General features: G+C 57.6%; 11 protein-coding genes. 8 read left to right on the forward strand and 3 right to left on the reverse strand.

Annotated features, from left to right (window positions below; all coding sequences use genetic code 11):
* Window positions 1-126 precede the first annotated feature (126 nt).
* Complete coding sequence (locus IEW65_RS14835; protein WP_188640231.1) at window positions 127-981, forward strand: bifunctional transcriptional activator/DNA repair enzyme AdaA; 855 nt, start codon at window positions 127-129, stop codon at window positions 979-981.
* Between the two features lie 9 nt (window positions 982-990).
* Here the strand turns inward: IEW65_RS14835 and IEW65_RS14840 are convergent, their stop codons facing one another.
* The gene (locus IEW65_RS14840; RefSeq protein WP_188640232.1) at window positions 991-1,911 is read right to left on the reverse strand and encodes a glutaminase; all 921 of its coding nucleotides are present in this window, start codon (window positions 1,909-1,911) and stop codon (window positions 991-993) included.
* 264 nt (window positions 1,912-2,175) lie between these two features.
* Between IEW65_RS14840 and IEW65_RS14845 the strand changes: the two genes are divergently transcribed.
* Together IEW65_RS14845 and IEW65_RS14850 are read left to right on the forward strand one after the other, a co-directional pair.
* Window positions 2,176-4,368, forward strand: a complete 2,193-nt coding sequence (locus IEW65_RS14845; RefSeq protein ID WP_188640233.1) for a S8 family serine peptidase — start codon at window positions 2,176-2,178, stop codon at window positions 4,366-4,368.
* A 10-nt stretch (window positions 4,369-4,378) separates the two neighbouring features.
* The gene (locus tag IEW65_RS14850; RefSeq protein WP_188640234.1) at window positions 4,379-5,878 is read left to right on the forward strand and encodes a cobyric acid synthase; all 1,500 of its coding nucleotides are present in this window, start codon (window positions 4,379-4,381) and stop codon (window positions 5,876-5,878) included.
* Here the strand turns inward: IEW65_RS14850 and IEW65_RS14855 are convergent.
* A complete protein-coding gene (locus IEW65_RS14855; protein ID WP_188640235.1) occupies window positions 5,835-6,740 on the reverse strand; it encodes a LysR family transcriptional regulator in 906 nt (301 codons plus the stop codon). The two genes, IEW65_RS14850 and IEW65_RS14855, sit on opposite strands and share 44 nt — an antisense overlap.
* Before the next feature lie 148 nt (window positions 6,741-6,888).
* Between IEW65_RS14855 and IEW65_RS14860 the strand changes: the two genes are divergently transcribed.
* From IEW65_RS14860 to IEW65_RS14870, 3 genes are all read left to right on the forward strand, one after another.
* Window positions 6,889-8,013 carry a 4-oxalomesaconate tautomerase gene (locus IEW65_RS14860; protein WP_188640236.1) on the forward strand — a complete coding sequence of 375 codons (1,125 nt, stop codon included), beginning with the start codon at window positions 6,889-6,891 and terminating at the stop codon, window positions 8,011-8,013.
* A gap of 52 nt (window positions 8,014-8,065) precedes the next feature.
* Window positions 8,066-9,172 (forward strand): type 2 periplasmic-binding domain-containing protein, encoded by a 1,107-nt coding sequence (locus tag IEW65_RS14865; protein WP_229755582.1) that lies wholly within the window; start codon window positions 8,066-8,068, stop codon window positions 9,170-9,172.
* Between the two features lie 81 nt (window positions 9,173-9,253).
* Entirely contained in the window at window positions 9,254-11,197 is a 1,944-nt protein-coding gene (locus IEW65_RS14870) for a tripartite tricarboxylate transporter permease (RefSeq protein WP_188640237.1), read from the forward strand.
* Window positions 11,198-11,279: 82 nt separating this feature from the next.
* On the opposite strand, the gene IEW65_RS14875 is transcribed toward IEW65_RS14870, so the two are convergent.
* Window positions 11,280-11,669 (reverse strand): RidA family protein, encoded by a 390-nt coding sequence (locus IEW65_RS14875; protein WP_188640238.1) that lies wholly within the window; start codon window positions 11,667-11,669, stop codon window positions 11,280-11,282.
* A gap of 185 nt (window positions 11,670-11,854) precedes the next feature.
* Here IEW65_RS14875 and IEW65_RS14880 point away from each other — a divergent pair, with 185 nt between their 5' ends.
* Window positions 11,855-12,415 (forward strand): hypothetical protein, encoded by a 561-nt coding sequence (locus IEW65_RS14880; RefSeq protein ID WP_188640239.1) that lies wholly within the window; start codon window positions 11,855-11,857, stop codon window positions 12,413-12,415.
* Between the two features lie 114 nt (window positions 12,416-12,529).
* Window positions 12,530-13,057: a cytochrome b gene (locus tag IEW65_RS14885; protein ID WP_188640240.1), complete on the forward strand. Its 528-nt coding sequence runs from the start codon at window positions 12,530-12,532 to the stop codon at window positions 13,055-13,057.
* The last annotated feature ends 79 nt before the right edge of the window (window positions 13,058-13,136 follow it).

Genomic DNA, 13,136 nt, shown 5'->3' on the forward strand with positions numbered 1-13,136 from the left:
CAAGAAGGCACGAAAGAAGGAGCGAAAGAACAGTGCGCAAGATTCGGGTGGGGTTTGGCGCTTTAGCTGGGTAAGCTTGAATGAGCATGCACGCGATCCCGTCACTTTCCCTGTGAGATAGAAGCAATGAACGACTACGCCCGCATCGAAAAAGCCATGGCCTTTATGGTGGCGAATGCTGCCCAGCAGCCCAGTTTAGACACGGTCGCGGCGCAGGTGCACTTAAGTGCGTTCCATTTTCAGCGGCTGTTTTGTCGCTACGCAGGCGTTAGCCCAAAGCGCTTTTTACAGGCGTTGACGCTGGCGAGGGGTAAGCAGTTGATTGCCTCTGCCCAGAGCCTTACCGATACCGCCCAAGCGCTGGGGCTCAGCGGCGGCTCGCGGCTTTACGATCATTTTGTCACGCTGGAAGCGGTGACACCTGGGGAGTTCAAGCGCCAAGGGGAGGGCGTGGAGATTGCTTATGGCATTCACCCCACGCCGTTTGGCGAGGTGCTGGTGGCCACCACGCCGAGGGGCATTTGCCGGATGGGCTTTCTGGCAGCTACACCTGAGGCGGATATTCTCGCTCTGCTGGCCGCCGAGTGGCCGCGCAGCACGTTGCGCCACCAGCCAGACGCCACCCGTTATGCGGTTGAAGCACTGTTCGAGCCAAAGAACAACGCTGCACCTGGGGCGCTCTCGTTGCATGTGCGTGGCACTAATTTTCAGCTGAACGTGTGGCGCGCGCTGCTGCTGATTCCTGATGGCCAGCTAGCTAGCTACTCGCATATTGCCCAGCTACTGGGGGCACCGAAATCGTCACGGGCGGTGGGGAACGCGGTAGGCGCAAATCCGGTGGCGCTGTGGATTCCTTGCCACCGGGTGATTCAGCAAAGCGGTGCGCTAGGCGGCTACCGCTGGGGGTTAGAGGTGAAACGCCAAGTGCAGGCCTGGGAAGCCGCTCAGCACCTTGAATCGCAAGAGAGCGCTCGGAGCTAGTGCCCAAGCCTAGTGACCAAACACAGACCAGCCGGTGCGTTGCACGAACATCTCCAGCGCCCGCGCCCCTAGCAGGCTGTTGCCATAGCGATCTAACCCAGGCGACCACACCGCCAGCGAACCACGCCCTGGCGCGATGGCTAAAATGCCGCCGCCCACGCCGCTTTTGCCCGGTAGACCCACGCGAAAGGCGAACTCCCCCGAGGCGTCGTAGTGGCCGCACATCATCATCAGCGAGTTGATACGCCGCGCTCGCTGAGGCGACACCACCCGCAGGTTGCTAGGACGGTTGACCCCATCGGAAGCTAAAAACAGCCCGGCGTGGGCAAGCTGGTCGCTGCTCATGGCGATGGCGCACTGGTGGAAGTAGGTGCCCAGCACTTTATCAACATCGTGTCGCAGCCGCCCGAAGGCCTTCATAAAGTGGGCCAGCGAGGCGTTGCGGTGTTTGTGCTCCATTTCCGATGCGGCAACTTGATGATCAAAACAGATGCTGTTGTCGTCGGCGATGTAGCGCACAAAGCTCAAAATTTCCGCCAGGGTCTCTTTGGGCTCGTGGCCCATCATAATGGCATCCACCACCGCAATGGCCCCGGCATTGATGAACGGGTTACGCGGTTTGCCGCCCTCATGCTCTAGCTGAACGATGGAGTTGAACGGGTCGCCAGAAGGCTCGCGGCCTACTTTCGACCACAGTCCATCGCCCCATTTGCCCAGCGCAATAGTCAAAGTAAATACCTTGGAAATACTCTGAATCGAGAAGGGTGTGGTCGCGCAGCCCGCCGAGAAACGATCGCCCTCTACCGTGGCCAGGCTGATGGCGAATTGGCTGGGGTCCACGTGGGCAAGCTGGGGGATGTAATCAGCCACTTTGCCGCGCTCGGATTCCTGCGCTAGCTCGGCGACTATCTCGTTCAGTATCTCTTGCATATCAGGCATATTCGTTTGGTGGCGGGAGCCGCTACCCTAGCGGAAAATGCTCAGACTGTCTGCTGGCATATTGGGGAGAAACTCACGGTCTGTGAGATTAGCGCCATGCGACTTGCGAGGGGGCTTTCCTCAGTATTTAATGCCGTTGCCTTTCCTAGTTTTTTAACTGGGTTTTATAACTGAATTTCTAGATCAGTTTTCCAACGCCATTAGTGCAAGCGAGCCACTCTATGCAACGCCATACCGATACGCAGGGCCGCCGCAATGTTTGAACGGCGCCCTCTCTTCCTAGCGGTAGGGATAGCGCTGGGCACTCTGTCATTATCAGGATGTGGTTCCAGCGGCGGTGGTGGGGGTGATAGCAGCCAGGGCGTGCATACTCCTAGCGGCTCTTCCCCAGGTGTGGGGGCCAGCCAAACCCCCACACCGCTTGAGCCGGGTTTGGTGAGAGTGGCGGTGGCCGATAGCGCGTTCGATGTTGCCACTATCACCAATAGCGAACGGGTGATTGACCGCTTGGACGTGTACACCGGCTCCGCCGACGTTAGCGGCGTGGATGAGTGGCACGGCAATGCCGTCACTTCTACCATCACGGGCGGCACGTTGGGCAATGCCCGCCTGGATCTCTTAAAAATAGAAGATAGCCAGGGGGCGACGTTAAATAACGCTCTGGATTATGCCATTGGTGAAGCCGCTAACCGCGGGGCGCGGGTTATCAACGCCAGCTTCTCCCGCCGTTTGGAAGCCAGTGATCCTCGGCTCGCGTTCAATGGCGTATCTTCGGGCACCTCGTATCAGCGCGTCGTCGACGCTAACGGCGGCAAGGGTGCAATTTACGTGGTGAGTGCTGGCAATACGGGCAGCGCTATCGATACGCAAGGCAAGCCGATCTACACCAGCCAGCCTGGGCTTTACGAGATGATGCTGATTGCCGTCGGCACGACGGCCAATGGTGATATTCACCCGTTGAGCAGCTACCCCGGAGACGATGCTCAGCTGCAGGCGCGCTCGATCGGCACCGAATTCGCGAACCGCGGCGTGGGTGCGCGGGGCACCTCGATTTCCGCCGCACGCATTTCCGAGTATGCGGCGGGTATCGTCGGCCAATGGCCTCATTTAACGGCTCAGCAGGCAAGCCAGCGGCTGTTAGATACGGCAAGCCAGGAGAGTGCTCTGTTTCAGCAGAATAACTGCGGCGCGAGCGGCACGTTGAACTGCGGCGCGTTCTACTTGGGCCAAGGCATTGCTGATATTGACGCAGCCCTGGCCCCGGAAGGCGATCTGGTCGTTAGCCAAAGCCAGCGTGTGGCCGATGGCGGTGCGCTAGCCGATGTCTCTTACCTGCAGCTTTCCGATGCCTATGGCGATGCGGTCGCAGCGTCCGGAGTGTTAGAGAACGTGGTGGCGTTTGACGCGCTGGGCCGAGATTACGCCATTGATTTAGGGCGCAATACGCAGCCCCGCTCCGCGCGGGCCACGCAGCTTCGCGATCAGATGCAGCAGATGGCAAGCGCCTCCCCATCGCACGCCACCACCCAGACGGCGGTCGAGGGCAACTATCGTTTCTCCACCAGCAGCACGGCCTACGGTGAGCTGTTGGCCAGCCGTTTCGACGGCACCTTTGGCAATGCGCAGCTCAGCGCCTTTCGCTTTTCGGGCGACCAGCCCAGCCCCATGGGCAGCTACGCCGAATTAGGCGTGATGCCGATGATCTCGTTTCAAGCAGGGTCAGCGTTGACCAATGCCTTCGAGCGCGTTGATGGCGTAGAAACCCGCTATGCGCTGGGTGAGAGGCTCAGCATGACGGCCTCCCATTGGGCCGGTGATGTGGCCGACGATGCGGCCAGCGACTATCAAGCGCAGCGCTCAGACGTAGGTTTGGCATGGCAAATCGCCCCAGGGCTGAGTATCGACAGCTATGTCGGCCAGCTGACCGAGCAGCAGGGGCTATTGGGCGCTAACGGCAACGGCGCGCTAGGTTTGGGCGACGATAATCAGATGCGTTTTACGGGCGTTAGCTTGCAGGCCCAGATGGATGGCTTTCGCGGTTTTGCCGAATTTGAGCAGGGGCAGGGCAGCGCATCGGGTAGCGGCCTGCTGACCAGCGTGAACGGCATGCGCGCCCAGCAAATGGCGCTGGGGCTACAGTGGCAAGGGGAAGGCGAGCGCGCCGAGCGTTGGGCGCTCACCCTGCGCCAGCCGCTGCGCATAGACAGCGCCACGGCGAGCTTCGATGTGCCCGTAGGACGCCGCCTGGATGGCAGCGTGGTGCGTGAAACGCGAAGCGCGTCTCTAGAGCCGTCTGGTCGTCAGCTCGATATCGAATTGGGCTATGGGTTCGCGGCCAGTGAGCGCAGCCAGTGGCAGTTCAACCTGCTACATACCCGAGAGCCGGGCCACGATGCTGACGCACCTAGCGACTCAGCGGCCATGGTGAACTACACCTACGCTTGGTAATTGATTTGCGATGACCACACTGATGATTCAAGGCACCACCTCGGATGCGGGTAAAAGCACCGTGGTGGCGGGACTTTGCCGTGTTCTCAAGCGCCGGGGTATCTCGGTGGCCCCGTTTAAGCCGCAAAACATGGCGCTGAACAGTGCGGTGACCAGCGATGGCGGCGAGATTGGCCGCTCCACCGCGCTACAGGCCCAAGCGGCGGGCGTTATTCCCCATAGCGATATGAACCCGGTACTGCTAAAGCCAGAAACCGACCGGGGTGCCCAGGTGATTCTGCGCGGCAAGGTGTACGGCCACATGGACGCGCTGGACTACCACGCCTTCAAACGCACCGCCCACGAGAGCGTGATGGCGGCGTGGCAAGCCCTAGAGCAGCGGTTTGATGTGATTATTGCTGAAGGGGCGGGCAGCCCGGCGGAAATCAACCTGCGCAAAGGCGATATTGCCAACATGGGGTTTGCCGAGGCCGCTGACTGCCCGGTGCTGCTGGTAGGCGATATTGACCGTGGCGGCGTGTTTGCTCAGCTGGTCGGCACGCTTGCGCTACTGAGTGACAGTGAGCAGGCCCGAACCAAAGGCTTTATCATCAACCGTTTTCGGGGCGATATTGCGCTGTTAGAGCCAGGGCTAGAGTGGTTGGAAGCGCGCACCCAAAAGCCGGTGCTGGGCACGCTGCCGTATCTGCAAGGGCTGCTGCTGGATGCCGAAGATAGCATCGGCACCGTGCAGGCGGAAAAAGCGAGCCAAACGCTCAAGGTCATCGTGCCCGCACTGCCGCGCATCAGTAACCACACCGATTTCGACCCGCTGCGCCTGCATCCGCAGGTATCGCTTAGTTTTATCGGCCCCGATCAGCCTATTCCTCCCGCTGATGTGATCGTACTTCCCGGCAGTAAAAGCACCGCCAGCGACTTAGCCTGGTTAAAGCGCCAGGGCTGGGATGCGGCGATTACTCGCCACCTGCGCTACGGCGGCAAAGTGCTGGGTATCTGCGGCGGCTTTCAAATGCTGGGGGAGTGGGTGGATGACCCCGACGGGCTGGAAGGCGCGCCCGGAAAGACCGCCGGATTGGGGCTGTTACCGCTGACGACACGCATGGTAGTGGGCAAGCAGCTGCGCAACGTGAGCGGCATGTTGGTGGGGGAAGAAGCAAAGGTAAAGGCATACGAGATCCATAACGGCGTTAGCGAAGGCCCCGCCCTGAACAAGCCGCTATTCGATCTCGGCACCCACTTGGATGGGGCCATCAGCGAGGATGGCCAAGTGATGGGCACTTACCTACACGGCCTGTTTGACCACCCAGAAGCCTGCCAAGCGCTACTCACCAAGCTTGGCTTATCCAAGGCAGTCAACGTCGATTACAACGCCCACCGCGAACAAGCCTTGGAGCGCTTGGCCGATACGCTAGAAGCGCACCTGGATATCGACGCGATCCTGGCGCTCATTGCGTCTGCACGCGCTGCTAAACAGCCTCTTTGCCCCAGTGCTCTAACAGAAGATCAATAAACAGCTGCGCCGTGCTGGATAAGCTGTGCGAGTTGCTGCGTACCAATCCAATCGAGCGCTGAATGCGTGGCTCGGGTAAGTCGCGAGAGCAGAGCGTGTCGTGATCCGGACCGGGCATGGTCATGCGCGGCAAAATAGCCACGCCAAGGCCCGACTCCACCAGCCCCAACGAAGTAGAAAGGTGCTGCACCTCGTAAAAGCTGTTGAGGTGGATACCCTCTGCTGAAAGCGCGTTATCCAGCAGCGTGCGGTTGCCACTATCGCGGCTCACGGTGATGAGCCGCACATCCTCTAAATCGCTCCACTCAATCTGCTTTTTGCTGGCAAGCGGGTGGTCTGAGCGCAGTGCCAGCACAAATGGATCTCGCAGCAGCGGCGTAAAGCGCACCTCCGAGCTTTGCGCGCTGATCATGTTGATGCCGAAATCCGCCTCGCCATTAATGACTTTTTCTAGCCCCTCGTTAGCGCTGACATCCAAAATCCGGATGCGGATGCCCGGCCACGCCTCGCTAAACACGCGAATGACACTAGGCAAAAAGTAGAAGGCCGCCGTGGGCAGGCAGGCAATCGTCACCGTGCCTTTTTGGTGGGTAACGAGCTCGCGAATCCCTAAGATGGAAGACTCGTACTCCTCTAGCATGCGCCTGGCACGGGGCAGAAAATCGGCCCCAATCGGCGTTAGCCGAGTACGCCGTGTGGTTCGCTCAAGTAATTCAACTTCAAGGAGTTCTTCGAGTTTTTGGATGCGCCGAGTGAGCGCTGGCTGCGACAGATGCAGGCGCTGGGCCGCCTCATGAAAGGTGCCCAATTCAGCGACCAAAATGAAGGCCTGGAGGTCAAGAAATTCGAGTCTATGCAGCATAGGATTGTTGCGCTAAAAAGTTGGATTCATAACCAAAACACATTAATGCACAAAACGGATTTATAGCAATCCATATTTGCATTTGAGACATTAAACATTGGCTGACATTCTCCGTTCATACAGTCATCGCGAACTATGGCGGAGCGATATGAACAGCATTCCTTGTGTCATTATGCGGGGCGGCACCTCTCGAGGCCCCTTTATTCGCATGAAAGACCTGCCCAGTGATCAGGCCCAGCAGGCTGATATTCTGCTCAGCTTGATGGGCTCCGGGCATGCGCTACAGATCGATGGTATTGGGGGCGGCGACCCGCTCACCAGCAAAGTGGCCATTGTAGAGCGCTCGTCACACCCGGATGCCGACGTTGACTACCTGTTTGCTCAAGTGGACGTAGTGAACAAGCGCGTCGATTTCAATCCGAACTGCGGCAACATGCTCTCTGCCGTTGGGCCCTACGCTATCGAAACAGGGTTGGTGGAACCGCAGGACGGTACGACCGTGGTGAAGGTGCATAACCTGAACACCCAGCGGCTGATTGAGTGCCATGTACCCACGCCGGGTAAGCAGGTGCAGTACGAAGGCAGCGTTACTATTAGCGGCGTACCTGGCAGTGCGGCGGGTATCCAACTCAGCTTTTTAGACATCATGGGCAGTAAAACGGGCCAGCTGTTACCCACGGGAAACGCCTGTGATGAGATCGAAGGTGTCGAGGTGAGCTGTATTGATGCCGCCACCCCCATTATGCTGCTGCGCGCGGAGTCGGTGGGGCTAACTGGCCACGAAGCGCCTGCGGAGTTGGATAATAACGCGGCCTTGTTAACCCGCTTAGAAACCCTACGCCGTGAAGCAGGGCGACGGATGGGAATGGGCGATGTGAGCCAGAGCGTGCTGCCCAAGGTGGTACTGATTTCAGAGGCTGAAGCGGCATCGCACACGCTGAATGTGCGCTATTTTGTGCCCCATCGCTGCCATAAAGCGATTGCCGTGACAGGGGCAATGGCCGTGGCGGCGGCGATTAACGTGCCCGGCTCGGTGGCCAACCACATGGCCATAAGCACTCAGAAGCTTTCTGCCGGGCAGCTGTTATCACAGATTACATTAGAGCATCCTTCTGGTTCTATTGAGCTAACGGCCGAATATCGCCAGCAGAATGCTTTTGACCTAGCGCGCGTGTCGCTTATTCGAACCGCTCGCAAAATTATGAGCGGGCAAATTTTTTACGCGACCCCTTTAAAGGTAGCGGGTAACCACGCCATCGAAACCGTTGATTAAATAACGCTACCAAAATAACTAACCGACAATAATCAATAACAGGAGTATCGCCATGACCACCCTGAAGAACACTCCGTTTAAAACGTTCAAGAAAGCGCTACTGGTCGCTGCTTGTTCCACGCTAGGCGCTATCAGTGTGAATGCTCAAGCTGACGATGTGAGCGTGCCTGACACCATTCGCTGGACCATTCCCTTTGGTGTAGGCGGAGGAACCGACGTATGGGCGCGCTTCTTCACCACCTGGATGAGCGAGAATATTCAAGGCAACCCGACGCTGGTCATCGATAACGTGCCCGGCGGCGGCTCTATCAATGGCAGTAACCTGTTCGCTATGCGAGCGGACTCGGATGGCAGCCAGTGGATAGGTACCTCTGCCTCCACTCAGTACCCTGCCATGCTGCAAGACCGCCGGGTTCGCTATAGCTATGAAGATTGGACACCGATTCTAGCGACGCCCACCGGCGGCGTGGTGTACGCCCAGCCTGGCCTGGGCAATAGCGCAGAGGAGGTGCTGAATGCGGTAACCAACCAGCGCGTTAAGTTTGCCGTGCAGAGCCATACCGGGCTGGAGCTACCAGTACTGATTGCGCTTGATTTGCTGGGGGCCGATGTCCAAGCCGTTTCGGGCATGCGCAGCCGTGGAGAAGGGCGGTTAGCCTTCGAGCGCGGCGAGGCCGATATCGACTTCCAAACCACTTCAGCCTATTTCAGCAGCGTAGAGCCTCTGGTAGAGAGCGGGCGAGCGGTGCCGCTTTTTTCCCTGGGCGTGCTTAACGACAGTGGCGAGATCGTGCGTGACCCTGCTTTCCCTGACCTGCCGACCTTCAATGAAGTGTACGAAACCCTGCATGGTGAAGCGCCCAGCGGCCCTGGTGCCGAGGCGTATCGTAAGTTCTTTGCCTCCGGGTTTACGCTGCAAAAATTGATCTTACTGCCAAACGATGCGCCAGAAGCGCTGATTCAGGAGTATCGCGACGCGGCGCGCCGTTTTGTCGATACGGAAGCGTTTAAAGAAGCCGCCATGGCCCAGCTTGGCCCCTACACACCGGTGGTCGGTGAAGTGGTTGAGCAGCATCTGCAGGATGCCATGTCGCTGGATGATGCCACACGCCAGTGGCTGGTCGAGTGGCTGCTAGAGCAGCACGGTGCTCGTATTTAACACGCCAGTAAACATTAAAAAGGCACGGCTCAAGCAGTGCCTTTGGGCTCCCTTACATTAAACAACATAAGAGCCAAGACAATGATAGATGTCTTATTTTCCAGTTTGGGGCAGTTGTTTACTGTTCCCCATATGCTGTACATGGTGATGGGTGTCCTCATCGGTTTAATCGTGGGCATCATCCCAGGGCTTGGCGGCATTGCCGGTATGTCGCTGCTGTTACCGTTTCTTTATGGCATGGAGCCTTCCGTTGCTCTGGGCATGCTGATGGGCTTAGTGGCGGTGATCCCCACGGGCGATACGTTTGCCTCTGTACTGCTTGGTATCCCAGGTTCTAGCGCTTCCCAGGCCACCGTGGTGGATGGCTTTGCATTGGCAAAAAAAGGGCAGGCGGCACGAGCGCTCTCGAGCGCGTTTTTGTCGTCCATGATCGGTGGGCTTATCGGTGCGCTGGTGCTGACGGCCTTTATCCTTATTGCTCGGCCTGTTGTACTCTCGTTCTCTTCCTCAGAGCTGTTTATGTTGACGCTGCTGGGGCTTTCCATGGTGGCGGTGCTGTCTGGTAAAGATGTCTTTAAAGGCATTGCCGCCTGCGGCGTTGGCTTGCTGGTGGGTACCATTGGTATGGCACCGGCCACTGGCGAGTTTCGGCTGCCGTTTGAAATTGACTACCTCTACGACGGGTTGCCGTTAGTGGTGGTGGGGCTAGGTATTTTCGCACTGCCTGAAATCATTGATTTATTAGTGAAACGCGGCGCGATTGCCGAGCAGCCCTGCCAATTGGGCAAAGGCTGGAAAGAGGGCGTCAAGGATGTGGCCAAGCGGCCTGGGCTGGTAGCTCGCTGTGCGGGCATTGGCAGCTTGATGGGTACGATTCCTGGTTTGGCGGGCTCCGTGGTGGATTGGCTCACCTACGGCCATGCGGTACAGAGCGCCAAGGATAAATCCCAGTTCGGTAAAGGCGATATTCGCGGTGTGATTGCGCCGGAGTCGGCTAACAACGCCTGTGCCTGCGGGGCGATGGTGCCCACGCTGCTGTTCGGTATTCCCGGTTCGGGCACGGCGGCGGTGTTTTTAGGTGGTCTGCTTCTGCTGGGCCTTCAGCCCGGTGTCAGTATGTTAGAAACCAACCTTGATCTGACCTACACCATTATTTGGTCGTTAGCCCTGGCGAATATTTTAGGCGCTGCGCTCTGTTTGGGTTTGGCGCGCCCGGTCGCCAGCTTAACCCGTGTGCCCTTCGTGATTTTAGCGCCGCTAATTACCATCTTGATTCTCTTTGCGGCCTACCAAGCCACGCGTTCGCTGGGGGATCTCTTGGCCCTCGGCATCATTGGCGCGATTGGCGTGCTGTTTAAGCAGGCAAACTGGTCTCGTCCTGCCTTCTTAATTGGCTTTGTACTCGCGCCCGGTGCCGAAGCGTACTTCTATCAAGCTGCCCAGTTTCAGGGGGCAGAGGCCTTTATGCGACCTGGCGTGCTGATCATTGGTGCTCTGATTGCGGCATCACTGCTACTTCCGCCGTTACGCAGCTACTTGAAAAAGCGCCGTCAAGCAGATGAGCCCACGACCCATGAGCGTCAGGAGGAAGTGGCTCCGCTGGCACTGGGCGTGATCGATGTCGCGCTGCTGGGTAGCCTGTTAGCAGTGGCGGGGTACATGTGGTGGGCGTTTGCGGATCTTTCCATGCTGGGCGGCATCATGCCTAGGCTTGCGATTGCCATCATTGTAGCGGCGTGCGTGTTGGAAATTATCAGAACGGTTATCAAGCCGATGAAGTGGCAAACGCAGACATTGAGCCAGCAGTTGCTCTGGGTCGCCGGTTTCTTCGCATTGATAGGCAGTGTGATGGTACTGGGCTTCCTATTTGCCGCTGCGGTATTTTGCCTAGGGTTCTTATTGGTGGTGGCACGGATGAAGCCCGTGGCGGCGGTAGGGTTGGCGGCGTGCGTCACGCTTTTCCTGATGGGGATGGCGAACCTGCTAACGCTGACCTATCCCACAGGAATGTTAGCGGGACTGTAAAGCGGCGCGCCCTAAGACAAACGCACAAAAAGCCACTCAAGTGGCTTTTTGTGTTCAAGTAAGACCAACAAAACAAGAAGTGTTATTGCTTGACGCGCTTTGCCATCAGCGTGATTTCCACGGAACTGCCACCGCAAATGTTGGGTGATTCAGTACAGGTGCGCGCTGGGTAGTGGCCCGGTTCAAAAAATTCGGCGTAGATGCTGTCTAGCGCATTGATCTGTTTTAGGTCAGTGAGGTGCACATCCACGCGAACCACGTCCGCTAGACGGCTACCTTCTTGCACCAGCATACGCTCCAGTTCGCGCATCACTAATCGGGTCTCTTCTTTGACATCGCCACGGGAGGCGTTGCCGTTAGAAAGATCTGCGACTGTCAGGCCAGAAATAAAGATATAGTGATCGTCAACCACCATATGGCTACCCGGAAAACTGGGTTTTGGCAGGGTAGGGTCGTTGATGAACTGTGTCATGTGCTCTCCTTGGCAATGAGAAATGCCTTGCCACTCTCTGACTCTGGCCGCTTAACAGGGTTCAATTCATCACCGGACTGGTGTCTCCTAGCGCTTTGCTCTACGCTGGCGGGCTTTTATAGCTCGCCAGTGCTTGTTGTCAGGTAGGGAAGTGGCGGGGTGAACGAACGCAACGAGAGAGCGTTATGAAGGTAGTCCATGTAAGTCAGAGTGAGCCGCGTGATGCGTGTTTGGCCAAGCTGTGTGCTGAGGTGTATGGCCAGCAGGCAGGCCTAACGCCGCTGGTGGTGTTTACCGGTACTAAAAATGTGCTGTTTGCCCAAGAAGGCGCGCGCCTTTTGGCAGGTGTGGACGGTGTGGGCAAGCCGCTGGCGCTAGCCCTGCTGGTGCTTGATGAAGCGGGCCAGGGCATGACCGTTACCCACGCCTGTGAGTTTGCAGAGGGCGCGAAAGCGCGTTTACTCAGTGAGTTAAGCCTTAAAGCACCGCTGCGTATTGATGTTCAGGATGAAAAAGAGAAAACGTTCTATCAGCAGTGTGGCTTTAAACGCTGGCTAGCGGCGGATAACGGCCAATATATTGGCCTGTCGCCCCGCCATCCTGCCAAAAGCGTCGAGGCGCTATCGCCCACGTTAGCACTGGATGAAGCGCTGATTTTGCGTCGCTTTAAACACGATGCAGCCGCGTTTACTCAAGCTAAAGAGGCTTTTTTAACCGGGATCAATAGCGTGCCTGCGACGCTTTAAGGCAACGCGGTGTTCCATTTTTTGCAACCAACTTCCACGCTGTTGTCATGATCTGGTGAGCTGTGCTGGGTAAAATAGTGCCATCATTTTAACGTTGATTAAGAGGAACAACAGATGGCACTAACAGTGATGGACAGCTCTACGCGTTACGGACTGGTGAGTCGGGCATTACATTGGGGAATGGCACTGCTGTTTGTGTGGCAATTTAGCAGTGCTGCCGCCAGAGTGTTTTTAGAAGATACGGCGATTGACGGCTTCCTTTGGGGTACCCATAGCCAAGTGGGCGTTGTGTTAATGGCGCTCGTTGTGATTCGCGCTGTTTGGGCGGTGATGAATGCTTCACGGCGTCCGCCAGCGGTGAGCGTGATGGCGAAGCTTGGCCACTTGGCGCTTTACGGTTTGATGATCGCCGTGCCCGCGATTGCGCTGATTCGCCAGTACGGCTCGGGCCGTGCGCTGGATGTGTTGGGCATTAATCTAATGGCGGGCGGTGGCGAGCGCATCGAGTGGATGACTAACTTAGGCGGTTTGTTACACGGCGAGCTGGGTTGGGCGCTGTTAGCCTTGGTGGTAGGCCATATCGCGATGGCGGTATTGCACCGCAGGCTGACCAACCACAGCATTATGACGCGCATGGCTTAGCCATTTAGGCGTTGCAATATGCGCAACGGCGCACCCACTGGGTGCGCCGTTTTTGTTGCTGCTGTTGCTGCCTAGGCCA

It is taken from the genome of Vreelandella lutescens, from assembly GCF_014640815.1.
GTDB classification, from domain to species: Bacteria; Pseudomonadota; Gammaproteobacteria; order Pseudomonadales; family Halomonadaceae; genus Vreelandella; species Vreelandella lutescens.